Genomic DNA, 26,173 nt, shown 5'->3' on the forward strand with positions numbered 1-26,173 from the left:
TCGGAGACGGCCCGTAGAGAGGGCATGACCATCGCCGTTGGTGAGCAGATGTGCCGACTGGTCGTCTGCGGACCGGACCGGCAGATCGAGCTGGCCGTACCCGCCCAGGTGCTGGTCGCCGACCTGCTGCCGGCGCTGCTGCACCACCTCGGGGAGGACCTGGCGGACACCGGGCTGCTGCACGGCGGCTGGGTGCTGCAGCGCCTCGGCGCACCACCGTTCGACGAGGACGGCACCGTCGCCTCCCTCGGTCTCCGCGACGGCGACACGGTGCACCTGCGCCCGCGCGCCGAACAGATCCCGCCGGTCGACTTCGACGACCTGATCGACGGCGTGGCCACCGGAGCCCGCGCCCGGTCCGGCCTGTGGCGACCGCAGATGGTGCGCTGGGCGGCGCTCGGCGCACTCGGTGTACTGCTCGGCACCGGCGTCGCCGTGCTGGCGGCAGCCGGCCCACCCGTACCCCGCCTGCTCTGCGCGGCCGGGCTCGCGCTGGGTTGCCTGGCCGCCGCGTTCGCGCTCACCCGCGCCGTCGGTGACCGGGCCGCCGGCACGGTGTTCCTGGTCGCCGCCGTCGCCCACGCCGGCCTCGCCGGACTGCTGGTGCCGGAGATCAGCCGCCCCGACGCCACCCTGACGGTGGACGGCCCACGGCTCGTCGTCGCGGCGACCGCCGTGTTCACCACCGCCGCCCTCGGCCGGATCCTGCTCGGCCGGGCCGGTCCACTCTTCGCGGCCGTCCTCACCGCGGCCCTGTTCACCGCCGCCGGCGCCGCACTCGCCGCGTTCGTCCCGATGAGCACCGTCCGGGCCGCCGCCGTCGTCGCGGTCGCCGCCACCATCGCCGGTACGGCCGTGCCCCTGCTCGCCTTCCGCCTCGCCGGACTGCACCTCGAACCGCTGCCCGTGCAGCCGGAGCATCTGCAGGACGGCATCGACCCCGAGCCGAGCGAACCGCTGCTGACCCGCACCGCCACCGCCGACCGCTACATGACCGCGCTGCACACCGGCCTGGCCGCCGTCACGCTCGGCGCCCTGACGCTGGTCGGCGCCGCCGACGGCTGGGCGGCACCGACCCTCGTCGTCCTCGTCGCCACCGTACGGCTGCTCGCCGCCCGCCCGATGACCAGCGCCTGGCACCGACTCGCACTGTGCGCACCGGCCGTGCTCGGACTGGCCACGGTGGTGCTGCACGTGAGTACCACCGGCACCGGCTGGCCGCGCCTACTGGTCCCGGTCGTGCTGGTGCCGATCGGCGCGGCCCTGCTGGTCACCACCGCCCGCACCCTGCCCGGTCGGCGGCTCATGCCGTACTGGGGACGCATCGGCGACCTGACCCACACCCTGGCGATGGTCGCGGTCTTCCCGGTCCTGCTCGCCGTCCTCGACGTCTACGCCTTCGCCCGGGCCCTGGGCGGCTGAGGGGCGTGCAGTCACGTCGGGACCAGGTGCAGGCCCAGTCGTATGTGCTGGGCCGACTCACCGGTGCGCTGGTGGCGGGGGAGCCGGAGACACCGGAGAACCCGCACCGTCGCATCCTGGTCGGCAGCCTCGCCGGACTGCTGGTCGCCGCCCTGGTCGTCGCCGGCTTCGCGGTCTACGGCTTCCTGCGCCCCGGCGGCGCCGACAGTTGGCGAGCGCCCCGACAACTCGTCGTCGAGAAGGAGACCGGCAGCCGGTACGTCCTCGTCGACGGCACGCTGCGCCCGGTGCTCAACTACACCTCCGCCCGGCTGATCTTCGGCGCCGTCCCCAAGGTCGTCTCGGTCTCCGGCCGCTCGCTGGCCGACGTGCCACGCGGTCGCCCGCTCGGCATCGTCGGCGCCCCCGACGCCCTGCCCGCACCCGGAGCGCTCGCCGGCACCGCCTGGCACGTCTGTGCGCAGGCAACCCGGGACGGCGCGGGCACCCCGGCCACCACGACCACCCTGGCGGTCGACCGGTCGGCGACCGACACCCCGCTTCCCGCGGAACAGGCGGTGGTCGCCCGCGTCGCGGCCGGTCCGACGTTCCTGGTCTGGCAGGGGCGCCGCTTCGCGTTGACCCGCGACTGGCTGAGCCGGGCCTTCGGCTACGACGGCGTACCCGTCCTGGTCGAGCCCGGCTGGTTGGAGCAACTGCCGGTCGGCCCGGACCTCGCACCGGTGCCCGTACCCGACCGGGGCCGACCGGGTCCCGAGGTGGACGGCCGCCCCACCCGGATCGGTCAACTCTTCGTGGTCCGCGTCGCCGGCCTGCCCGAACGTCACTACCTGCTGCACCGCGACGGGCTCAGCCAGCTCGGTCCACTGGCCCACGGCCTGGTGGAGAGCGACCCGGACACGGCCGGGGCGTACCGGCCCGCGCCGGTGGCGCCGACGGCGATGAGCCCCGCCGCGCTGGCCCGGCTGCCGGTCTCCGCCCAGCCGACCGTCCCCGCCGACCTGCCACCCACCCCGCCGACGCGGGCCGAACCCGGGCCGGGCCGGGTCTGGTGCGTGCGGCACACCGACGGCGGCGGCATCGGGGTGACGTCACGACCACCCCTGACCGCACCGGCCGCCCGCACCGTCGACGGCACCGGTGTCACCCGTACCGCCCGGACGGCCGGCGCGGTGTCGGTCGCCCCCGGGGTCGGCGGCCTGGTCCGGCTCGGTCGCCCCGGTCAGCTTCCCGGCACCGGCTACTTCCTGGTCACCGATGCCGGGATCAAGTACCCGCTGGCCGACCCGTCCGTCGCCGAGGTCCTCGGCTACCCCCTGGACGGCGCGGCGACGGTGACCAGAGGGCTGTTGGACCTGCTGCCGACCGGACCGTTGCTCGACCCCGAGCTGGCCCGCAGATGACCGGCACCGCGACCGCGACGGCCGGACGGACCGGACACCCGACACGAAGGAGAGCGAGATGCCCGCACAGAACGAAGTAGACGAACAGACCATCCGCCAACTGCTGTCGGCGTTCGAGGTGGCGATGGCCAACTGCAACGCCGCCGACGCCAGCGTCGACGCGGTCAACTCGTCGATGCAGTGGCACGGCGAGGCCCGCACCCTCTACGGACAGGAGCTGTCCAACTGGCGCGGCGGCCTCAACCAGGTCCGCAACGGCCTGGAGATGCTGCGGACCGCGATGAGCCAGTACCTCCAGGCGACCAGCAACGCCGAGCTGGAGACCTCCTCGCACTCCCGCTGGTACCAGGGCGACTGACCGCCTCCTGCGACGAAAGGAATCCCCGATGGCCACCTACGGACTCAACCCCGACGGACTGCTCGGCAGCGGCGAGGAGCTGCGCGGCGTCACCCGGTCGATCGACAACGCCCTCGACGAGCTGAACGCCGTCGTCAACCGGTTCATCACGATGAACCTCGGCGGTGCCGCCGAATCGTACCGGGCGGCGCAGACCGTCTGGGAGGGCGGAATGACGACGATGAACAACTCGCTCGGCTCCGGTGCCGCCGCCATCGACCGGATCCGCGAGACGTACCAGGTCGCGGACGCACAGGGCGCGGCCCTGTTCCAGGGCAACCTCTGAACGGGGTACGCGAATGCCGATCCACGTCGACGACGGGATGCTCAACGACTTCGTCGCCGTCAACATGACCCTGGCCACGCAGGCGCCCGGCGCGGCGCAGGGACCGATCAACAACCTGGTCATCCGTCCCGGACACGAGAACTTCGTGGTCGGGCAGACCCTCGCCAACCTGATCCGCACCAACGGCTCCGCGATCCAGGCCCGGCTGGACGAGATCGGCACCCTGTCCGCCACCCGCGGGCAGCAGTTGCGGGCGTTCATGGCGCTCACCGACGGTGCCGAGACGCTCAACGAGATGTCGGCCGCCGAGTTCGGCAGCCGGCTGCCGGCCTTCTGACCACCCTCGGGCCCGGGCACGACCTGCGACAACGGAAGGAGCAACATGACCCAGCCTGGTGACGCGTTCACCGGTAGCCGGTCCATGGAGTGGATGCCGGCGTTGCGGGACGTGCTCGGGTCCGAGGAACAGGCGGACCCGGGGGTCGCGGCCCGCAACACCTGGATCCAGCTCGACACCTCGTTCTGGCAGGTGACCGAGAACGGCAACCAGAGTCCGTGGAACCACTGGATGCCCGGTGACCAGGAGGGCTGGAACCGGATCACCCTCTATCGCAAACGCCGGCACGGCGGCCGGGACTCCCGGATGTACTTCCAGCTCATCCGGGGCTGGGTCACCTTCTTCGAAGGCGGCGACGACTCCCCGGCCAGCCATTCGCAGCGGACGGTGAACGCCAGCGGTCCGATCGTCTCCGGCATCCGCGCCAACCAGTTCCTGGACGCCCAGACCTTCTCCGACGCCGCCCACCTCTACTGGCAGGTGACGGACTGGCTGATGAACGGCGGCCAACCGGCCGTGCGGGCCGTGGTCGACCGGATCGACCAGGACCGGGCCGGCTTCGACGGTACGGCCGCCGACGCGTTCGTCTTCGCCATGGCCGACATGGCCCGGACCATGCTCTATCTCAAGGAGAACATCACCGAACAGGGCGACTGGGTCCAACTGCTCAACGACAACAGCACCGCGATCGGCACCTTCAAGACCGCGATGGAGAACGCCTGGAACGCGTTCGTCGCCTACCGCTACCACGACCCGAACTGGCTGGTGTGGCAGGTGCTGCGCGCCATGGAGCGCCAGGTCGACGAGCACGACGCGCGGACGAGTAGTGGGACCTGGACGGCCGGGCCCGAACAGCCGTGGACGTTCTCCTTCCCGGACCAGGGCCTCGGCACGTACGACCTGATGAGCAACGACGGCTGGAACCAACTGAACGACGCGATGAAGTCGACCTGGGTCAGCAACCTGGAGGCGTTGAACCTCGCCTCGGTCAACGCCACCCAGGCGCTCATCACCAGCTTCAACCTGACGATCCAGGCGATGCGAGGCGGGGTCTTCCCGCTGTACCGGGGCGTCTACTACTCGCCGCAGGACGACAACCCGTTCGGCAACGGTCCGAACAACCCGTTCGGCAACGGTCCGGGCGGGGGCGGCTCCGGCGGCTCCGACTTCGGCGGTGGGCCGGGCGGTGACGAGTTCGGCGCGAACATCGGCGGTGGCGGGAACGACGGCGGCTCCGGCGGCGCGGAGTTCGGTGGCGGTGGCTCGGGCGGCGCCGACTTCGGCGGTGGGCCGGGTGGTGAGGGCTTCGGCGGTGCGAACGTCGGCGGCGGTCCGGGGGGTTCCGGCTCCAGCGGATCCTTCGACCCGTCCGGCCTCGGCGCCGGGGGATCCGGCGGCGGGTCGGGCGGAGCGTTCGGCAGCGGTGGCGCGGGTGGGGGGTCCACCGGAGGGCCGTCCGCCGGTGGATTCGACCCGTCCGGTCTTGGTGGCGGCGGATCCAGCGGCACTGTCGGCCTCGATGGGCTGGGCGGTGGTACCGGCGGTGTCGGCGGTGGGATCGGCAGCGGCGGTACGGCCGGTTCCGGCTCCTTCCTGCCCGGCCTGGGCGGTGGTGTCGTGGGCGGCACGCCCGGTGGTGGGACGTCCGGTGGCGGTTCCCGATCCGGTTCCGGCGGTAGCGGCGGCCTGGGCGGCCTCACCCCGCCGTCCGCGCCGAATCCGGCGGGTGGTGACTCGGGTGTCGTCGGCGGTCCGGGCCGTGACGGCTCGGCGTCGGGCGGCGTGTCGACCGGCGGCAGCGGCGGCCTGGGTGGCCTGACGCCGCCGTCCACGTCGTACCCCTCGGTCGTCGACCCGGGGGCGGTCGGCGGTGTGGGCTCCGGTGGCTTCGACTCCGGCGGCTCGTCGGCCGGCCCCAACGGCGGTGCCGTCATCGGTCCGATCGGCGAACCACCGCCCGGCTACGTGCCGGGCTCGGCCCTACCCGGCTTCGCCGGCGTGGCCGGCACCGGCACCGGCGCGGTCACCAGTGGCGGGTTCATGGCCGGTGCACCGTTCGGACCCGCCGGGGCAGCCGGTGCCGCCGGCGCCGGGATACCCGGGACGGGCGGCATGGGCGGCTTCCCGATGATGCCGCCGATGGGTGGCCTGGGGCAGGGCGGCGGTCGCGACAACGACAAGGACCGCGAACGGACCACCTGGCTCGCCGAGGAGGAAGAGGTGTGGGGCACCGATCCCGACTGCGCCCCGGCCGTGATCGGTCGCGACGACCTCGACGAGGCGGACTCCGGTGAGGGTACGCGTCCCGGCCGGTCGAACGTGCCGTCGCGTGGCCCGGGATCGCCGTACGGCCCGACGCACCGGGACACCACCCGGCGTCGGAACTAGTGAGGAGGTAACGACATGCCCGGTCCCATGCAGGACCAGATCGAGCAGGCGTACGCCGAACTGGCCGCCAGCCAGGCGGCGATCGCCGACGTGCAGTCCCGTCTGGACGGCTCCGAGACGAGCGTGACGTCGAAGAACCGGGTCATCACGGTCACCGTCAACAGCCGTGGCGATCTCGTCGACATCCGGTTCCTGAGCCGGTCGTACCGCAGCATGCCGTCGGCCGAGCTGGCGACCCTGCTCGTCGACACCGTCGGAGCGGCCCGACAGCAGGCCCAGGCAGCCGTCGCCGCCGCCTTCGCCGCGGTCCTGCCGCCCGGGATGCCGGTCCTCGACATGATCAACGGAGAGGCCGACTTCGAGTCGATGATGCGCGACGCGATCCGGTTGGTGAACGACCCGTGGCCCGGCGCCGACCCGCCTCCGTCCCGGCCGACCGGGGCAGCGGCGGCAGACAGCGGTGACGGCACCGGGAGCCGACCGTGAGCGCCCCGCTGTCGGCGGACACGGACCGGCTGCGGCAGGAGGCGTTCGCCGCCTACTTCGCCCACATGCAGGCGGTCGTCGAGACGTTCGAGGGTGAGGTGGGTGCGAACACCCCGGTCGTGCTCAGCGTCCGCGGCGAGGTCGACGAGGCGGTCGCCGCCGACCTGGACCGCGAGTTGCCGCTGGCGAGGTACGTGCTGACCGGCCTGCGGGAGCTGGCGGTCGGCGATGGCAGCCGCGTGGCGGATCTGGCCGCGCTGCTGGCCAGGTACGAGGCGGAGAACGGGGACACGGCGACCGGCTGGTCCGGCAACGGTCCGGTGCGTACCTGACGGTGTCGGACCGGGGGAGGTGAGCGGAGATGGGGATCGAGGCGTCGGACGACCTCGCCGGTTTTCTCAAGTGGATCTCGGGGGAGGACTTCCCCGGGACCGACGAGGATCGCCTGTTCGGGCTCTCCCGGGCCTACAGCGGCGCGGCCGACGGGGTCGACTCCGCCCTTCCGCTCCTCGTCGACGCCGTCCGCTCCATCCGACGCGGTGTGTCCGGCCGGGCCGACGAGGCGTTCGTCGAGTCGATGCAGGGGTACGTCCGCAACCCCGGCTACCTCGCCGTCGCCGCCGACCAACTGCGTGACCTCGGCGCCAAGAGCCGCGCCTCGGGAACCCAGGTCCAGTACGTCAAGATGATGATCATCGGTGCGTTGATCCAGTTGATGATCGACTTCATCGTGGCCCTCGCCTTCTCGTTCTTCAACCCGGGCGCGGCCCTGAACTGGCTGGCGGCCCGGGTCGCCGTGTTCCGCTTCCTGGTCCGTACGCTGCTCGGCCGGCTGATCCAGATGGTCGCCGTCAACCAGGTGATCGGCATCGGCCTGCAGGTGCTGATGGACGCCATCGTCCAGCGGCTGCAACTGTCGATGGGCACCCGCGACCGTTGGGACGGCAAGCTGACCCGCGACGCCGCGGCGGTCGGCGCGCTCGGTGGCGCGGTCTCCACCTTCCTCGGTCCGGCGATCAACCTCCTGGCCCGGCGGCTCGGCGGCCCCGGTGCGCGAGCGCTGACCGACGCCGGTGCCGACTCGGTGCCTCCGCCCGGCACGACGTTCCGCCAGGCGCTGACCACACCCGAACCCAGGCCGACCGGGCGTCAGGCCACCGCCGACGCGGCCGGTGAGATGGCCTCCGAGGCCGCCGTCGAATACCTGACCGAGGGCCTCTACGGCGTGATGACCGGCCAGGGATGGAACGTCGGTGGTGCGGCGGCGGTCTCCGGCGCGGTGTCCGGCGCGGCCAGCGCCGCCGGCACGAACATCGGCGACGCGATCCGGCCGGGCCCCGACGGCGGCACCCGGGACACCGAGTCCGATGGGGACGCGCCCAGTCGCACGACGCCCACCCCGGATCCCACCTCGAAGTCCTCGCCTCCACCGCCCCCGGACGCCTCGTCGGCTCCCGACACCCTGCCGCCCCTTGACGTGCCCTCGTCGGCCGACACCCCGCCGCCCGGCCCGGACGGTGCCGGAGCACCCGCCGTATCCGACGGCACCGGCACACCCGTCGTGGTCGGTGTTCCCGGAGGGCCCTCCGACGGCAGATCCACCACCGCCGCCGGACCGGTCCCGGCCACCACCCCCGGCACACCCGGGGGCCGGGATGTCGACCGGTCAGGATCATCGCCGTCGGACGGCACCGGGGCCGTCTCCGGACAGCAGGGTGACCCGTCGGGGCCGCGTCCGGCCGGCGGACCGTCAGCGGCGGGCGGACCGGTGGCAGCGGGTGCCGTCACCGGCAACGGTGTCGCGAGCCCTCCGACCACCATCGGCGGGAACGGCACCGCCGACCCGTCGAGCACCGGCGCAGCCCCGTCGAACGACGCCCGGCCATCGGCGGTCCCGGCGGCAGCCGTCACCACGTCGGGCGGGCCGTTCGTCACGCAACCGGCACCGTCTGCCGCGCCCGCGCCCCCGGCGCCCCCCGCACCCTCGATGGGCGGCCAAGGGGCCGCGACCCCCACCCCGGTCACCGCACCCAACGCCGCAACCACGCCCGCACCCAGCACCGGCACGCCCCCGAACGGCGGCGGATCGACCGCCGCCGCCACGAACGGCGGGCCGTCGCCCACACGCCCCGCCGCCCCCACGCCGGTGCCGGCGGCGGCGACCACGATCACCCCGGCCGGTACCACGGTCTCGTCCACCGGCCCGGCACCCACCGGCCCGGCACCCACCGGCCCGGCACCCACCGGCCCGGCACCCACCGGCCCGGCACCCACCGGCCCGGCACCCACCGGGTCATCCGGCACGCCGTCACCCGCTACGCCGTCATCCGGCACGCCGTCGAACGGTCCGGTGCCGGTCCGGCCGGCGGCCGTGGCGGGCACGGTTGCCACCCCCGTACCGTCACCGGTGTCGTCGACCTCCACCGCCGCGCCGACGCCGGTGCCGTCCGCCTCGACCACCACCGCCTCCGCGTCGCCGCCCACCGCCCCGCTCGCCGGCCGGCCGGGAGCCGTGCCCCCTGCGGCCACCACCGGGGCGAGCACCGGCACCGTCACGCCGAGCCTCAGCCCGGCCACCCCGCCCGCCCGCACCCCGACGGACACCGCCCCGCAGACGAACGGTGGACCGCGTGGGGACCTCCGAGCGCGGGACGCCGGGTCGGGAACCGAGGCGATGCCGCGAACCGATCCCCCACCGGACGCCACGGTCGTCCAGCGCGACTACCCGTGGCTTCCCGGGATCAACCCGCACCGGCATCGGAAGGGCGAGTTCGGCACCAACTGCGTACTCACCGCGATCGTCACCGACCTGGCGTTCACCGAGAGACTGCGACCCGGTGAACGCCTACAGTCGTCACCGTCCACGCTGGCTCCACTGGAGCATTTGACCCGCTACCGCGACCGGGCACCGGTGGCCGTGGCGGACTTCGCCGCCGTCACCCGAGTCATGCGGTCCGCGCCGCAGGGCTCCCGGGGCATCGTCGTCGTACACGTCACGGGTCGGGACTTCGCCCACGCGTTCAACGTGATCCACGACCACAACGGGGTGGTCTTCCTCGACGGCCAGAACGGTACGGTCGCCGACCTCACGATTCAGCCCGACACGGTGCTGTTCGTGCCGACCACGGACGGCGTACCGGTCGACGGCCCGGTCCGGGGTTTGGACGTGCCGATCGGCGGTCGCTCGTCGGACACCACCGGCGGACGGCTGGACGCGCCCGCCGGAACCGGTACGGACTCCGACGGCGACGCCGAGACGGCACTGCTCACCGTCGACCACCCGGAAGGGGAGGTTCCCGCGCCGGACCCGCTCGACGACGGCCTGGTGGCGGTCGGCTACCTGGCCGCCGGCTCACTGGGTGCCGCCGAGGTGGTCCGGGTGACCGGCCTCGCCGAGGTCGAGCAGGCCGCGCGAGACCTCGTCCGGCAGCGCGGCAGCCGGAAGGTCCGCGGCCTCGACGAGTTCCTCCGCCGGCTGCACAACGACGCCGACGGCAGCGGCGACCTGCACGGGCTCGTCGGTCGAGGGGAGCACGTCCCGGTCACCGTCGACGGTCGGCAGGTGGAACTGCGCGTCTCGGTGACGCTCGACGAGCTGCGCCGCACCCCTGACCAGGACCCGGACACCGTGCTGACCCGGATCGACCGGGCGGGTGCGGTCACCACCACGAGCGGCGTCACCAAGTCGAAGAGCGGTGGCGTCGACGCCTCGCTGACGGTGAGCCCGGCTGGCGCCGTCGAGCCCGGTATCGTCGGCGGTGGACTCAACCTGCACGCCACCCTCCGGCGGCTGACGCAGGCACTGTCCACGCTCCGGTCCCTGGTGACCCACCGGCAGGCCCGGCCGAGCAACGGCGCGGACCGGATCGCGGCGCGGGCGACGTACCGGTTGGAGCTGTGGGAACGCGCCGCCGACGGGACCAACCAGCAGGTCGGCCCGGCCCGGGAGGTACCCACCGAGGCGATCCTGAAGATTCCCCGGCACGCCCTGGTCGCCGACCGGAACGAACAGCGCGCCGAGGGACTCGGACCGTCGACCGTCCCCCGGGTACACCAGGTCGAGGCCGCAGTCGTACCCGAGCTGTGGCGACTGGCCGAGCGCACGCTGCCACCCGGGCTGTTCGCGGTCGGCTCGGCGAGCCGAGCCGAACTGTCCCGCCTGCTCAGCGCCCGCAACGTCGAGGCGGCACTGGAGGAGTTCACCGGCGGGCTGCGCATCCCGGCCCTGTGGAACGAGACGACCAACGAGGTCGCCGGGCCGTTCACCATCACGGCCGGCAGCGCCGAGCACACCCTCCGGTCCACCGCCACCGACGTGGTGTTGCGCGACAGCGCGCAACTGGTGGTCGCCAACGAGCACAGCGCGGCGGCCTCGTCGAGTTTCGGGGCGGCGCTCCAGGCCGGGTGGAACGGGCCGCGCGACGAGACGGGCGTACCGCTGACCGGGTCGGTCAGCGTCGGCGTCTCCGGCCGCCGGGAACAGGCGGCGCTGGGCGGCGGCAGCGGCGGACGCAAGCGGGCGGTCATCTACACCGGCGAGACCGAGTTACGCGACTACCCGGTCACCTGGAGAATCCAGGGTGCCGGGATCGACGAGGTCTCCACCGAACCCGACCACCTCTTCGTCCGGGCGGCGACCGACCTGCCGCCGGACCTGCCCACCGGCCAGGGCGCCCGCCTGCCGGACGACGCCCAGGTGATGACCGGACCGCTCGGCGACGGCGCGGTACGGGACGTGACCGGGCTCGCCGAGGTCCTCGCCGACATCGAGACCGTCCTGCGGGCGCACCCGGGCTTCGTCGTCGACGGACCGGCACCGGTGGACACCATCCGCACCCTGCGGGACCTGATGGAGCACCGCCGCAACGAGGAGTCACTGCGGACCGCCCTGAGCCAGCCGGCGGTACGCGCCATGGTGGACAGCCTCTTCGACACCGGGATCGTGGTGGAGCTGAAGCGGTACGGCTGGTACCGCAACGAGTACGTCCGGATCGTGCTGACCGCGACCCGGACCGCGGGACGCCGCACCGGCCAGTCCCAGTCGATCTCGATGCGGGAGACCGACATCGGTGGCGACCGCGCGCAGGCCCACACCTCGGTCAGTCGGGACTACCAGGCCGGCATCCGCTTCGGCTTCTTCGACCGCTGGCGCAAGCCGTCGTCGCGGGCGTTGGCCGCCGCCGGCGTCGGCTACCAGTACACCCGCAGCAACGGACGCAAGCTGGCGACCGGACAGCAGCTCGCCCAGGTGGAGATGTCGGTCAGCCCGACGCCGAAGGACGGCCGGACCACCGCCCGCGAGTACGAACTGGATCTCGACTTCCAGGTGGAGGTCTCCTCGTACACCCGCCCCCGGGCGCTGTACCGCACCGTCACCGGCGGCCTGCTGTCGCACCGCAGCGACCGGCGGTGGATCGAGCTGCCGGACGGGCAGCACCTGGACACCGGCCACCTGGAGTTCTCCGGCACCCCGCAGACCATCCGGCTTCGGCCCGGCCGGATGCGGATCTGGTTGTCCGAGTTGTGGGCCGACCGGATGGGGGTCGAGGAGCCGGCCCCCCGGCCGGACGGTGCCACGGACGACCGGGCAGTCCCGGTCCTTCACGACGTCACCGAAGCCGCACCGCCGCCGCTGCCCTTCGCCGGCCTGCCGCTGCGCTTCCACACCGAGGGCGTCGGTCCGCTCGCCCCGATCCGGGACGCGGCGCTCGACCTGCTCGAAGGACTGCCGCACGGCGACGTGCTGACGTCCCCGGGGAGCGCGTCCCGTAGCCAGATCGACGCGTTCTTCACCCCCGAGTTCGCCAACGGGCGGACCCGTAACCTGATCAGTCCCGGCGAGACCTCGGGCACGCTGTTCGCCGGAGGAGTGTTCCGCGACGACCTCGGCTCGTTGCAGGTCGCGTTCGCGCCGACCGCCTTCCGCCCGGTCGACCCCGGCTCCTGGGAACTCGAGTCGTCGATGGCGGGCAGCTACCCGATCACCTCGGCGCAGGTGACCGGGGGAATGCACACCCTGCGGCTGTTCGGGCTGTTCGGGCACCGGGGCGACGGCGACTACGCCGGCAGCGCCGGCCTGCAACCCGGTGTGCAGTGGCACAACGACCTGCGGACCACGACGGCCACCGACACCGGTGGTGCCGAACGCAACGTCGTCCAGAGCGGCGCGTTCGTGTTCTACCGGGTCGACGGCGACTGGCACCTGACCGCACGGACCCGGTGGGCCGGCGCCTCCGACTTCCTCACCGGCCAGATCGGCGTCCGACACCAGCGGGTGTCCGTCGAGAACGGCCTGCTCATCGCCGTCGCCCTCCGCGACGTCCAGACCACCAACGCCTGGATCGAACAGCACAACGCCGACCCGGCCAACGCCGACCGGCAGATCCCGACTCTGCCGCTGCCGCCGGATCCGCCCACCCCACCGGCGACCATCCACCTGCCTCCGGCGACCGGTGCCCCGACCTGGCGGATCCCGGACAACCTGACGCTGGACTCCGGCGACCTGGGCCGAGCCTGGGTGGACAACCTGGGCGGCCCGGACCTCTACCAGCAGATTCGGGACCGGCTCCGGGAGCAGGGCGTCGACCTGCTCCCGGACGAGCCGCTGCGGGATCCGCTCGGCAACGTCGGCCGGGCCAAGGCGATCTTCGGCCGGTTCGGCCTGGCCGCGTTCGTCGACAGCCTGCTCTCCAACGACCTACTGGTACGTCTCTACGACCGGCGGCGTATGCGCCGGTTCGCCTTCGTGGCGCGGACGACCACCGGAGTCGACGTCCGGATCCGGGCCCGACTCACCCCGCCGCGCCTGGCAGAGATCATCTCCGACCCGACCGAGATCGAGTACTACACGAAGGCCAACCACACCGTCGCCGTGGACAGGTCGAGAGGCATCACCGTCGACGTCAGTGGGAGCTACGTCCCCGGGCGGGACACCAGTGGCAGCGACCCGGAGAACCCCCCCAAGCACCACGGCGGAGTGTTCGGCGCCGGCCCCGGTGCCCGCCTCGGACACCAGAGCGACGCGGACCGGTCCACCGCCACGGCAGCGGTCGACGAGCGCGTCGTCACCGGAACCGGACCACTGATCGAGTTCGAGAGCATCCTCGAACTGACCGTCACCACCTCGGACACGAACCGGAGCGCCCCGATCCGGGTACCGATCCGACTGCGGATCCCCGAGTCCGCCACCCGGGTCCGCGAACCCGTACCGGAAGCGCCGTCCGCAGACCGGCCCACCGGCGGACCACGGGCGCTGACCTCCGCACAGACCGAACCGAACGCCGTACGGCGGTGGCAGCGCGGCGGCACCCGCCTGCCGACCGAGGCGATGGTCACCTCCTTCCCCGCCGCGCGGGCGTCCGAGGACGCCGCCCGGATGGCGGTCGCCGCCCACGCGCGCACCTCGCGTCTCCAGCGGGCCATCGGCACCGACCCGCTGCGCAATCCACGGTCCATCGTCCCGGCAGCCGTTCACGACCAGGCCACCCCGGAATGGTCCAAGGCCCAGTACCCCCGGATCGCGAACGAGGGCGTCACGACCGGGCTGACCGGCCCCGGCATCGCGCCGCGCTACCGCGCGATCCTCGAACGGTACGCGCGCCTCGGCCCGCCGTCGCTGGCCCGGATCGTCACCGACGACCGGATGGAACGACCCAAACAGATATCGGTGGCGACCGTTACCCAGACGCAGTCCCGCAACCTCGCCGGCTTCGAGGTCGACCTCCGTACCGGGACCTCCGGCATCAACCCGGTCACCCGACACGACGCGCCGATGCCGGGCCAGCTCGGAGTCGGCTCGGGCAGCGCCGCCCGGTCCGGTACGACCGCCAACACCGGCTCGAACGTGAAGTACCGGGGTCGCACGATGGTCTTCACCTTCACAGTGCAGGAACGACACGTGGTCCGCGACCCGACGGACCCGCTCGGGGACCGGGCCGGCGCCGAGGTGACGCTGCCCGGCACGATCGAGGTGCAGGTACCCGAGGAGGTCGCCCGGGCCAACGGCTGGCTCGACGACACCGACCCGGCCCGCCGCCACGCCATCGACTCGACGGTGGCGGCCTGGGAGAACGCGTTGACGAGCCGGGCCGACTGGTTGCAGAGGGCAGCCGAGTGGCGTGCCGCCGAGGCCGAGCTACGCGACCTTCCCCCGGACGCGACAGACGTCCGACGCGACCAGGCCGAAGCGGAGGCCACGGCGGCCCGGATCGAGAGCCGGGCGGCCCAGGAGCGATACCTCCAGGCCAGAGCGGACGCCGAGGGGCTTGCCGACCGGCTGGCCGCGGGCCGCGCCCGACAACCGGCCGACGTCACCGCCCACCGCATCCCGGCGTTGCCGGAGAACGAAGCAGCCCGACGACGGTTCGAGCAGGCTCGTGGCCAGGCCCTGCACACCCTCGCCCTGACCACCGCCGAGGACCTGGCGACCGCCCTGGACCGCCACACCGCAGACTTCCGGACGGCGCTGCGCCGACCGCGCTCCGCCACCGTCGACCAACTGCGCCACCTGGCGACCGCCCGGGCGCACCGGGACCAGCTCGTTCAACTCGCCGACCAGGTGCGTCGCGGTGAGCTGACTCCGGAGGCGGTCGACGACGCGGGCCGGGAGCCAACCGGACGACCCGGTGTCGACCAGCGGCTGGTGCACCTGGCCGAGGCCGCCCGCGCACTGCTCGACCAGGTCACGGCGAACGCGCCCGCCGAGCCCGACCTGACCCCGGTGTTGCGGGCCCAGCGCCGAGTGCTGCGTCACCAGCTCCCACCACCCGGCGCAGGGCAGCGCGCCTGGTTCCAGACCAGGTCCGTGCGGATCCAGCACACCGTGGCCGGGCTCCAGCGCACCGCAGCCAGGCTCACGCACACCGCGGGTGGACTCCACCGCAAAGCCGCCGGGCGCGACCTGCACAAGGAGTTCCGCCGTCTGGTCGGACCCGGCGGTCGAGCCGGCGGCGACCACCTGCTGGCGCGAGCCGCCGCCCTCCTCGCCCTGGCCGAGGAGATCGAGGCCGCCTGGCACACCGGCACGACCGAAGCCGCCGCCCGGTACGCCTCCGAGTTCACCGACCGGCCCCTGTCGCCTGCACCCCCGCCCGGTCTGCCACCGGTCGACCGGGCCACCGTCGACCGGCGACTCGCGGCACTCGACCCCGACACACTGGTCCCACTGCGACACCGGGTGGACGCCATCGTCGCCGCCCGCAGCGCCGGTACGCCGCAATCGGCCGCCGCCCTGCTCGACCACGCTTACCGGGTCACCGCCGCGCTGCTCGACGGCACCGATCCGCACGTCGTCGCCCGCCGGCTGGCCCACACCCGGGCTCCGTCGACCGACACCGACCCCCCGACGCACCCGGTCGAGCACAGCCGTCGACGGACCGCCCGTCCCGCCGGAGACCGTCGCAGAGGTGCGACCAGGAGCGAGTCGCGCCGCACCGACGCCCCGGCCACCCGGGACCGGCTCCGTGCCGACCTGCTCGGAGGGCTGTCCCAGGAACGCCGCAACGACCTCGACGACAGGATCCGGCTGCTCGGGCTCGACGACGGGCAGCCGGTGATGCTGCTCTGGGTACGCCGCCCCGCACCGGAACCGGGCACGTACCCCGAACCCGACCTGCCGGACGTCCTCCTGGAGCAACTCGCGGGGGAGTACCAGACCCGACACCCGACCGGACGGGTCCTGCTGATCGGCGACGACCCCGGCCCTGCCCTGCGGAACCGCCGTCCCGACCTGTTCACCGACCCTCACCTGACCGGCGCACCGCCGACGGCCGACCCGAACGCCGACGACCGTGCCGACCAGGCGTACCTCCTGGACCGGCTCCGACAGGACGGCCACCGGCCACTGCTCTCGGTCGACGTGTCGGGCGACACCGCCGACCTGTCCGCGCTGCTCGGCATCGACACCGTGCACCTCGAACGAGGCGCGTCGCGAGGCGACCCCACCGATCGGGTCGCCCACTCCGGTGATGCGCCGGACGGTCCGGTCCCGCAGCGGGACGCGTCGGTGTCGACATGGCGTCGGCAGCGGTTCGAGGCCCCGACCGAGTGGCTCGTCCACCACGCCCGACTCGCCCACATCGTCGATCAGCTCCCCGCCGACGCCACCGTCGCGCAACGACGGACACACCTGCGCGAACTGTGGGAGGCGGTCGACGACTGGCGGCAGACGGTGACGGAGCAGGAGGTCCGGCTCACCGCCTCGGCCGACGACGCGCCCGACTGGATCGGCCGAGGCGAGGCCCTGGCCGAATCGCTGCTGGCCGCCTACGTCGCCCTCGACCCGGAGGCCGTCCCCGCGCATCTGCCCGACCCGCTGGTCGGTCCGGTCCTGGACCATCGGATCGCGGCCGCCCACGCCCTGATCGTCGAGCTGGACCCGACCCGGTATCTGCGACTGACGCCGGGAGAACTGGACCGGATCTTCGCACCGCCCGAGGGGACGCGGCGAGCCGGACACGAGGGCCCTCCCGACCGGTCCGGTCGCGACGAGACCACGCGGACCGACCGCACCGACCAGGACGACGAGGACACGCACGGGGTGCCGCTCGGCTGGCAGGCGCGGCAGGAACGGGGTCTCCTCATCGTCGAGACCGACGGCCTGCGCAGCGTCGACCGGGACGGCGGGTCCCCCCGCCCACCTGGACCACCGCCCCCCGGACACGGTCCGACCGACGGGGACGGTCCGACCGACGGCCGGCCAGAGGGTGCGGACCTCGATCAGGACCGCGACCCGGCCGCGGCGAAGGACGACGCCCACACCGGTGGGTCGCCGCACCAGCGGTCCCGGCAGGACACCGGCGGTCACCAGCGACACGCCAACGCCCCGGCGGACCGATCCGCCGGCAGCCGGCCCGAGGTCGGGCAGACCATCGCCGACGCGCGGCGGCTGCTGACCGTCGCACAGACCCGACAGATGGTCGACGGCCTGCGCGACCACATCGACCGCATGCTGTCCCGCGTGCCGCACGACAGCCCGGACCACGCCGAGCTGCGCCGGTTGCACGAACGCACCCGGGCCTGGCGTCCGGTCGGAATCCCGATCGACGTGCCCGGTGCCGGGCGGCTGCGGCTGCGTGACGTTCCCGACGACCGCGACTGTCTGTTCTGGGCAGTGCTCGAAGCGAGTCGGCGGCAACGTGTGCCGCTGCCCGGCGACCCGGCCGACCCGGCGGACCTCCGCGCCCGTGCCGCCGACCTGATAGCGCAGCAGCCGGCGAGGTTCGAGCCACACCTCGGTCGTACCGCCGGCCGGATCATCGCCGACCAGCTCCATCATCAGCACGCCGACACCCGACTCACCCCCGGCTGGGAGTACGTGCCGCCCACCGCCGAGACCCGGGAGTCCTGGCGTGCCGAGGCGGAGCTCGACGAACTACGGCGTCGGGCCAGGGCACACGACGTGGTCGGCGTCGACGACCTCACCCGGGAGGACCTGCGCGCCCTGCTGACCGCCGAGGACCCGACCACCGCTCGGACCCTCGCCGACCACGTTCGCACCGCCGTCGCCGAGCGGGAGCAACGGCAGCCGAGGGTGCAGTGGCTCCGGGAGGTCGCCGACCGGATCGACCGTGGTGACCGCAACGTCCTCGGGATGCTGGCCGTCCACTTCACCGGCCGCGACGAGGCCGGCAACGCCGAGGTGGTCAGGCTGGTCCTCGACACCGTCGAACGGCACGGCCGGACACCCAGCGGTGTGGAACTGCTGGAGGCCGCGATGCGGCAGCGCGACCTGTGGAATTCGGCGATCGGCGACGACCTGCCGACGGCCCTGGCCGTGGCCCTCGACCTCAACATCGTCGTGGTCCCCATCGACCGGGACCGCGACCGCGTGCCGTTCGTGGCCGGGGTTCCCCTGCCACTGCGGTCCGAGGCGCACCACGCCCTCTACCTCGCCCGCAGCTTCAACCACTTCCAGTCCCTCGAACCGACCGACGGCACCGCATCGGCGAGCACCGTCCGGTGGCACCGCTCCGATCTCAGTCCGACCGCACTGCGCCAGGCCGTCGACGCCGTCGTCATGCGGTACGACCTGTCCCCACCGGTCGACCCGACGTTTCTCGACGGACTGCGCACCCGGGTCCAGGAGGCACTGTTCCAGGGCACCGACCCGGTGGCCGCCGCCGACCGGTTCGCCGCCGTCCACGGCCACCTCCCCACGACCTTCCAGGCGGGACCATGACCGAGCAGCCCTCTCTCGCGCTGCACCACCTCCTGCTCCGCCTCGACGGGCACTTCCCCGACGACCTGGTCAGCGAGGCCCGCACCTGGCTGGCCGAGGGCCTGGTGCGCGACGTGGCCGAAGCGGTCGTGTTCACCGCGCTGACCGGTGACGTCCCGCTGACGGCCGCTGACGTCGTCGTACTCTCCGAGACGCTGTCGTCGTCGGGGGCCGACACCGCCGCCCTCGCCGAGGTCCGCCGCACCGACGGGCCGCCGCTACCCATGTACGCGCTGGCGCCCGCCGACCCCACCGCGCTGGCCGAACAGCGGCTACCGGCCATCCTCGACCTCACCAGCGGATACGTCGGCCCGGGTGCACCGGACCCGGCGGACACCGCGATCGTCGCCTCGATGCCGGCGCTCACCGGCGTCGAGGCGCTGTGGCGGTCGTGGCGCTACCCGACCGACGGCACCCCACCCCGACGCGTCTACCTCGTGCACCGACCCGACGGGCCGTTGCCGACGGCCGCCGCCCGGTTGCAGGCCGTGCTCCGCGAGGCGGGGGAGAGCACACCACTGGTGCAGGTCTTCGACGACGAGACGGCCCTGCCCGCGCAGCATCGGATCGCCCTGGGCTGTGCGGCGCTGCTGTGGACACCCCGGCCACCCGCCCCGGTCCGGTTCGCCGAGTCGCCCGGCTGCGCCCCCGACCAGCCCCGCCTCGACGGGCCGGACCGCGATCGGGTGCTGACCCGTCTCGCGTACGGAGTGCCGCTGCTGACCACCGCGACGTTCCTGGACGACGCCCTGGACCGCACCCGGATCGGGGCCGTACCCACGGACCTGCGCACCGACGGGGAGTGGATCTGGAGCGACATGGTGACCTACTACCTCGACCGGCACCGGCTCGCACCCGGGCCCACCTTCCTGGCCCACCTGCGCGCCTGTGGCCCGCACCCACCCCAGGTCGGACCCGCCGCACTGCACCGTGCCCGGGCCGCGCTGTGGGCGACGACCACGGGTCGACGGGAAACTGCGCGCCGACCGTGAACCGCGCCGGTCCGGCGGTCGTAGTGGGGGCACTCGGGCCGGGACGCCCACCACCGGCGGAAGGGAGAACCGCGGATGGCCGCGACGACGGTGGCGGTGACAGGGGTGCTGACCGAACCGGTCGGCGACGCGCTGCTGCTGCGCACCGCGGCCGAGGACCGGGATGCGGTGGTACGCCTCGTCGGGTCGCTGCCCGTCGAGACCGACCGGGTCACGGTGGTCAGCACGCCGCAGGTAACCGCCCTGCCGCAGTTCTTCGTGGTGCTGTCCCGGGTGCTCGGGGCGGAGCTGGGCGGCAGCGCCGACGGGATCCGGCTGCTGCCGCTCGGCGACTACGCCGACCGTTCCGTCGTCGACCGGGCCGCACGAGGACTGGCGGAGCGGATCGGTCAGGCGGTGACGATCCCACGAGATCCGCTCCCGGGGGATCAGACCGGGTTGACCGGCCCGTACGAGTGGCTGGTCTACCCACCCGGCCGCCCGGCCGGAACCGGCCACGTCTGGCCCACCCCGGCACCGTCGACCCGTCCCACCCCGCCGGGTCGACGCACCGCCACCGGCTGGTCGTTGCTGGACACCGGCTCACCCGTCACCGGTGCGCCCGCTACCGGGACCACCGCGGCGGGATACGTGGTGGAGATCGAGGTCGGCCCGACCGGGTTCCGGATCGCCGGTCGACCGGCACCACCGGCGACCCTGGCCGCCCTGCTCACGACGGTCCGGGCAGACGATCACCAGCCGATGGTGCTGGTCGTCACCGGCACGGCACCGACCGGTCCGGCCGCCGCCGGACTGATCTTCGGTGGACTGGCCACCGCCCTCGGCGAACCGATCCTCGTCTGCACCGACATCGTCACCGCGGCCGTCGACGGAACCCTGACGACCCCGGCGACGTTCCATCGCTGGCCGCCCCGCGTCGGTACCACCGCCCCACGTGCGCAGGAGGTCGGTGCCACGCTGCCCGTCACCCCGGTGCCGGACGGCCCTGCGGCGAGCGACGGGCCGACGCCCCTGGCCCCTGCCATGATCATCGAGCTGTGCGACGGCGACCGGTGGCGCGCGCCGAAGACCGTCGAACCCGCCGACAGCGCCCTGCCCCCGGACGGACCGAGGCCCGATCCGGCGCGGGTCCCGGCGCCCGCGCCGGCAGCACCGCCGGACCCGACCGACACCGAGCCGCGCCGTACCGACTCGGCGCAAGCCGCCTCCGTCCGGCCCGCCACCGACACTCCCGTCACGATCCCCGTGCACGCGGTCGGCCCGCCCGCGGATGCCGGTGTTCCGTCGGTCCTGGCGTCCGGCGAGACGCCGCCCGACGTACCGGCGGACACCGGGTCGGCCCCGCCGCCGCACCGGCCCACCAGCCCGGGGGACCCGCACCCGGAGCGGGCGTCCGGACCGCTCCCGTCCCGCGCCGTCGCCCGCCGGCTCGACGACAGGTGGGGCCCGGACGACCGGACCCGGCTCCGACAGGTGCTCGACGGCCGCTACGACGGGTACGCCCGGATGGTGACCCGGGTGCTGGCCGAGGAGCCCGGCCTCCGGGCCGCCGGCACCGCCGCCGACGTGGTCGCCGCACTGGTCGCCCTGTGCGCGTACGGCGGATCCGAGCGCGACCGGATCAACGCCACCCTGCGCGGCGGCACCGACGACACCCCGGACCGGCTGCTGCTCGCCCGGGGCGCCCTGCACGGACTGCGTCGGCTGCCCACCGTCCTCGGAGCGGTGCACGCCCACGGCGAGGTCCCCGCCCCGCTCCTCGCCGGCTACCGGCCCGGCGACGAACTGGTCGAGCCCGCCTTCGTCGACGTGGACCTGGTCCGGCGGCCGGCCCCGGCGGCCACCGTGGAGTTCGCCGTCTGGTCGGCCACCGCCCGCCGCGTCGACCGGTTCGGATCAGGGGCCCTCTTCCCGCCCGGCAGCCGCTTCGTGGTGCTCGCGGTCGACCCGGCCGAGACCGACGACCGACCGGCCCGGGTACTGCTCGGTGACCTGACCGGTGTCGGGCCGCAACCCGCCCACGCGGTCGGCCGGATGCGCGACCGACTGCGTCAGGCACTGGAACAGGACGCCGCGCCACCGTCCGACACCGCCGCTCCGCACGCGCCCCACCCGCTGCTGCGGTTCGCGCCCGGCCTGCACGACGACGGCCGACGTCTCGTCCCCGATGCCACCGGTCCGGCATCCGACCCCGAACGTGGAGGTACCCGACCGTGAGCCAGGGTGTGCTGTCGGTCTCCCAGACCGATCCGGACTGCCTGCCGACCATCTCCGACGCGCTCGCGCTGGCCCGCCCGGGCGCCACCGTCGCCGTGCAGCCGGGCGTCTACCGGGAACGGCTACGACTCACCGGCGACGTGACCCTGGTCGCCGAGGACGGTCGAGGGTCGGTCACCGTACACGGCGTCGGTGGTCCGGCGGTGTTCCAGTCCGGTGGCACCGTGGTGCTGCGCGGGCTGGTCCTCACCGGCGGCGACGAGGCGTTCCCGACGGTCCAGATCGCCACCGGCACGCTGCGCATGACCCAGTGCGAGGTACGCGCCGACGCGGTGGTCGGCGTGCACGCCGCCGCCGGTCGCCTCGAACTGGGCGACTGCCTTCTCAGCAATCCGGGCGGCGCCGGTCTCCTGATCGACGGCGGTGCGGCCGGTACGGTCACCGCCACCACCGTGCGCGACGTGGGAGCGGCGGCCGTCGTCATCGCCGGCGGCGCCGACCCGGTCCTACGTGACTGCACGGTCACCGGCGTGCGGGGCGCGGGCGTGCTGTCCACCCGTGCCGGTCGGGGCCTGGTGGTCGGCTGCGACATCAGCGCGGTCGACGGCCCGGCCGTCGCGGTCGAGCAGGACGGCGCGCTACGCGTCGAACGCTGCGTCGTGCACGACAGCCCCGGCTCCGGGCTGATCACCACCGGCGGCCGACCGGTCCTCGACGACTGCGAGTTCCGCGACCTCGGCGGGCACGGCGTCGTCGTCTCCGGGGACGCCGATCCGACCGCCCGTCGGTGCACCGTCACCGGCACCGCCGGCCACGGCGTGATCGTGCTGGAGAACGCCACCGGCGCGCTGCTCGACTGCCGGATCAGCGCGACCCGGGCGGCTGCGTTCGCCGTCACCGGATCGGCCACACCCCGGGTCGAGGGCGGCCGGATCGACGGCGGTACCGGGATCGCGGTGCTGCTCGACGGTCCGGTCGGCGGCACGTTCACCGGGGTGCGCGTCGACGGTGGCCGGACCGGATTCCTGGTGCGCGCCGGTGCGGACCCGGTGCTGACCGACGCGACGGTCCGCGACTGCACCGGCTACGGCGTCGAATCCGTCGACGGCGGCCGTGGCACCGTCCAGGGCGGCACGTTCACCGGCGGCACGGCCACGGTGCGGGCGGCCGCCGACGGCACGCTGACCCTGACCGACTGCCGGATCCGTGGCGGCGGTGTCGGGTTGCTCGTCGACGAGGGCGGATCGGTCACCGGGACCTCCTGCGATGTCAGTGAGACCGGCGGGTCCGGTGCCGACGTCGGCGCCCGCGCACGGCTGCGGCTGGCGCACAGTCGGGTGCACGGCTGCGCCGGCTCCGGCATCCGGTTCGCCGGCCGGTCCGCGGGGCGGCTCGACCGGTGCGAGATCTTCGACAACGCCGGCGACGGCGTGGTGATGGAGACGCTGGAGCCCGTCTCGATGGACGGCACGACCGTCCGTGGCAACGCCGGCCGACAGGTGCGCCGGACCGGACCCGTACCGGCGGAGGACGACCCCCGTCAGGACGGCCCCGCACCGGCCGACCGACCCGCCCCGACGACGACCGGCGTCCCGGCACCGGAACCACCCGCCGCCGCGGACGGGCCGGACCGACCGGGCGGCGACCCGGCCACCCCGTTGTTGGCGGAACTCGACGCCCTGGTCGGACTCACCGCGGTCAAACGGGAGGTGGCGACCATGGTCGGACTGCACCGGGTGGCGCAGCGCCGCAGCGCCGCCGGCCTGCCGATGCCGCCGATGTCCCGGCACATGGTCTTCGCCGGTGCGCCCGGCACCGGCAAGACGACGGTGGCCCGCCTGTACGGCCAGATCCTGGCCGCCCTCCAGGTGCTGCCCGGCGGACAACTGGTCGAGGTGTCCCGCGCCGACCTGGTCGCCGAGCACGTCGGCGGCACGGCGGTGAAGACCACACAACGGTTCACCGAGGCGATCGGCGGCGTGCTGTTCCTCGACGAGGCGTACACGCTGGCGCCGGTCGACGGTGGCGGCGGACACGACTTCGGTCGGGAGGCGATCGACACCCTGGTCAAACTCATGGAGGACCACCGCGACGAGGTGGTGGTGATCGTCGCCGGATACTCCCCGCAGATGCGGGCCTTCCTCGACTCGAACCCGGGGCTGGCATCCCGCTTCTCCCGCACCGTCGAGTTCGACAGCTACACCGACGACGAACTGGTCACCATCGTCGAGCGGCTGTGCAGCACCCATCACTACTCGCTGGAGTACGACACCCGCCTGGCGCTGACCGGATGGTTCCGGGCGATGCCACGCGGCGAGTCGTTCGGCAACGCCCGGGTCGCCCGCAAGGTGTTCGAGGACATGATCGGCCGGCAGGCGTTCCGGCTCTCCGAGGCCGGCGCCTCCTCCGGCGTGGAACTGGCCCAGCTACTGCCGCAGGACCTCGGTGTCGCGCCCGAGGCCGAAGGCAGCCCGGGTACGCCGCGACTCTCCGAACTGGACCTGCTGCTCGGCGAACTCGGCAACATGATCGGACTCGCCGGGGTCAAGCGTGAGGTGGCCGAACTGATCGACCTGCTGGCCAACATCCGCCAACGGGTCCGCGCCGGACTGCCCGCCCCGTCGGTCTCGCGGCACCTGGTCTTCTCCGGCCCACCCGGCACCGGCAAGACCACCGTCGCCCGCCTCTACGGCCGGCTGCTCCACGCGCTCGGGGTGCTGGCGGCCGGGCAACTGGTCGAGGTGGCCCGCGCCGACCTGGTCGGTGAGTACGTGGGCCACACCGCGCACCGGACCAAGGAGGCGTTCGAACGGGCCCGCGGCGGTGTCCTCTTCATCGACGAGGCGTACACCCTCGCGCCGCCGGACGCCCGCAACGACTTCGGACGGGAGGCGATCGACACCCTGGTCAAGCTCATGGAGGACCACCGCGACGAGGTGGTGGTGATCGCCGCCGGATACGAGACGGAGATGGCTGCCTTCCTGGCCGCCAACGCCGGCCTGCAGTCCCGCTTCACCCGCCGCATCCACTTCGACGACTACTCACCGGACGAACTCGTCGCGATCTTCGAGGGACTGGCCCGCGCCAGCGGCTACGAATGCCCGGGCGACACGTTGACGGCCCTACGTGGCCATTTCGAGAAGGTGGAGACCGGCCGTACGTTCGGCAACGGCCGGTACGCCCGGCAACTGCTCGACGAGGTGGTCACCCGGCAGGCGCGTCGGCTCCGCTCGGTCACCGCCCCCAGCGTCGACGAACTGCGGACCCTACGGGTCGACGACGTCCACGCCCGCCCGACCGTCCACAGGTGACATCGGTGAGCATGCGCGAGTCGGTACCGGATCGTAAAGTGACGCCCGTATGCTGTCGCCCGCACCGTCGGCACACGAAGCCGGACAGGGCCAGGGAGCGTGCCCCGACCCGGCGCCGACGGTCGCCGGACAGGAGAGGCGGGTCGGTGGCGACGGTGTCGAGCGGGGCCGGTGCGGACGCCTCAGCCACACCGGACGAGACACCGACACCCGGTGCCGACACCCGGATGAGCCTGATCTACGAGACCCACGCCGAACCACTGTTCCGCTTCCTGCTCAGGCTCTCGCTCGGGGCCCGACACATCGCCGAGGACCTGTTGCAGGAGACGATGGTCCGGGCCTGGCGCCACATCGACCACCTGTCGTCGGACCCGGAGACCCAGCGCCGCTGGCTGTTCACCGTGGCCCGACGGATCGCGATCGACGCGGCGCGGGCCCGACAGGCCCGCCCCACCGAGGTCGGCGCCGTCGACGTCTCCCGGATGCCGACCACGACCGACCACGTCGAGGAGATCGTCGCCGTGCACACCGTCCACGACGCCCTGCCGAGGCTCAAGCCCGAGCAGCGTACGGTGTTGATCGACCTGTACTTCCACGGCCGCTCCACCGCCGAGATCGCCGCCCGGCTCGACATCCCCGAGGGTACGGTCAAGTCCCGCGCCCACTACGGGCTGCGGGCACTGCGCGCCATCGTCGGGCCGACGGACGGGGTATGAC

The 26,173-nt window shown here is 73.6% G+C and carries 13 protein-coding genes; all 13 read left to right on the plus strand.

The features are described from left to right. The first annotated feature begins 24 nt into the window (after positions 1-24). The 13 genes from eccD (at position 25) to ACIBMZ_RS16265 (ending at position 26,172) form a co-directional block, all read left to right on the plus strand. Positions 25-1,422 (plus strand): type VII secretion integral membrane protein EccD, encoded by a 1,398-nt coding sequence (gene eccD / locus ACIBMZ_RS16205; protein ID WP_396694397.1) that lies wholly within the window; start codon positions 25-27, stop codon positions 1,420-1,422. 5 nt (positions 1,423-1,427) lie between these two features. Continuing rightward, entirely contained in the window at positions 1,428-2,825 is a 1,398-nt protein-coding gene (gene eccB / locus ACIBMZ_RS16210; protein WP_396694399.1) for a type VII secretion protein EccB, read from the plus strand. Positions 2,826-2,883: 58 nt separating this feature from the next. Further along, positions 2,884-3,183 carry a hypothetical protein gene (locus tag ACIBMZ_RS16215; protein WP_396694401.1) on the plus strand — a complete coding sequence of 100 codons (300 nt, stop codon included), beginning with the start codon at positions 2,884-2,886 and terminating at the stop codon, positions 3,181-3,183. Between the two features lie 28 nt (positions 3,184-3,211). Further along, positions 3,212-3,508, plus strand: coding sequence for a WXG100 family type VII secretion target (locus ACIBMZ_RS16220; RefSeq protein ID WP_387256962.1), 297 nt, complete (start codon positions 3,212-3,214; stop codon positions 3,506-3,508). Positions 3,509-3,521: 13 nt separating this feature from the next. After that, the gene (locus tag ACIBMZ_RS16225) at positions 3,522-3,845 is read left to right on the plus strand and encodes a hypothetical protein (protein ID WP_131053792.1); all 324 of its coding nucleotides are present in this window, start codon (positions 3,522-3,524) and stop codon (positions 3,843-3,845) included. 45 nt (positions 3,846-3,890) lie between these two features. Further along, entirely contained in the window at positions 3,891-6,233 is a 2,343-nt protein-coding gene (locus ACIBMZ_RS16230; protein ID WP_396694403.1) for a hypothetical protein, read from the plus strand. A 15-nt stretch (positions 6,234-6,248) separates the two neighbouring features. After that, entirely contained in the window at positions 6,249-6,719 is a 471-nt protein-coding gene (locus ACIBMZ_RS16235) for a YbaB/EbfC family nucleoid-associated protein (protein ID WP_396694405.1), read from the plus strand. Then, complete coding sequence (locus ACIBMZ_RS16240; protein ID WP_131053789.1) at positions 6,716-7,051, plus strand: hypothetical protein; 336 nt, start codon at positions 6,716-6,718, stop codon at positions 7,049-7,051. The genes ACIBMZ_RS16235 and ACIBMZ_RS16240 overlap by 4 nt, the downstream gene beginning before the upstream one ends. Positions 7,052-7,080: 29 nt before the next feature. Beyond that, positions 7,081-18,897, plus strand: a complete 11,817-nt coding sequence (locus ACIBMZ_RS16245) for a toxin glutamine deamidase domain-containing protein (protein ID WP_396694407.1) — start codon at positions 7,081-7,083, stop codon at positions 18,895-18,897. Then, positions 18,894-19,928, plus strand: coding sequence for a hypothetical protein (locus ACIBMZ_RS16250; RefSeq protein WP_396694409.1), 1,035 nt, complete (start codon positions 18,894-18,896; stop codon positions 19,926-19,928). The genes ACIBMZ_RS16245 and ACIBMZ_RS16250 overlap by 4 nt, the downstream gene beginning before the upstream one ends. Positions 19,929-20,003: 75 nt before the next feature. Further along, complete coding sequence (locus tag ACIBMZ_RS16255; protein WP_396694411.1) at positions 20,004-22,145, plus strand: hypothetical protein; 2,142 nt, start codon at positions 20,004-20,006, stop codon at positions 22,143-22,145. Next, positions 22,142-25,456: a right-handed parallel beta-helix repeat-containing protein gene (locus ACIBMZ_RS16260; RefSeq protein WP_396694413.1), complete on the plus strand. Its 3,315-nt coding sequence runs from the start codon at positions 22,142-22,144 to the stop codon at positions 25,454-25,456. Before ACIBMZ_RS16255 ends, ACIBMZ_RS16260 begins: the two co-directional genes overlap by 4 nt. 146 nt (positions 25,457-25,602) lie before the next feature. Continuing rightward, complete coding sequence (locus ACIBMZ_RS16265) at positions 25,603-26,172, plus strand: sigma-70 family RNA polymerase sigma factor (RefSeq protein WP_396694415.1); 570 nt, start codon at positions 25,603-25,605, stop codon at positions 26,170-26,172. Position 26,173 lies beyond the last annotated feature (1 nt).

Origin of the sequence: Micromonospora sp. NPDC049900 (genome assembly GCF_044461025.1) — a bacterium.
GTDB lineage: Bacteria > Actinomycetota > Actinomycetes > Mycobacteriales > Micromonosporaceae > Micromonospora.

Excerpts from the sequence above, each read along its gene's own strand:
- eccD (WP_396694397.1), top strand. The coding sequence starts at position 25 with ATGACCATCGCCGTTGGTGAGCAGATGTGCCGACTGGTCGTCTGCGGA.
- ACIBMZ_RS16215 (WP_396694401.1), top strand. The coding sequence starts at position 2,884 with ATGCCCGCACAGAACGAAGTAGACGAACAGACCATCCGCCAACTGCTG.
- ACIBMZ_RS16220 (WP_387256962.1), top strand. The coding sequence starts at position 3,212 with ATGGCCACCTACGGACTCAACCCCGACGGACTGCTCGGCAGCGGCGAG.
- ACIBMZ_RS16225 (WP_131053792.1), top strand. The coding sequence starts at position 3,522 with ATGCCGATCCACGTCGACGACGGGATGCTCAACGACTTCGTCGCCGTC.
- ACIBMZ_RS16230 (WP_396694403.1), top strand. The coding sequence starts at position 3,891 with ATGACCCAGCCTGGTGACGCGTTCACCGGTAGCCGGTCCATGGAGTGG.
- ACIBMZ_RS16235 (WP_396694405.1), top strand. The coding sequence starts at position 6,249 with ATGCCCGGTCCCATGCAGGACCAGATCGAGCAGGCGTACGCCGAACTG.
- ACIBMZ_RS16245 (WP_396694407.1), top strand. The coding sequence starts at position 7,081 with ATGGGGATCGAGGCGTCGGACGACCTCGCCGGTTTTCTCAAGTGGATC.
- ACIBMZ_RS16250 (WP_396694409.1), top strand. The coding sequence starts at position 18,894 with ATGACCGAGCAGCCCTCTCTCGCGCTGCACCACCTCCTGCTCCGCCTC.
- ACIBMZ_RS16255 (WP_396694411.1), top strand. The coding sequence starts at position 20,004 with ATGGCCGCGACGACGGTGGCGGTGACAGGGGTGCTGACCGAACCGGTC.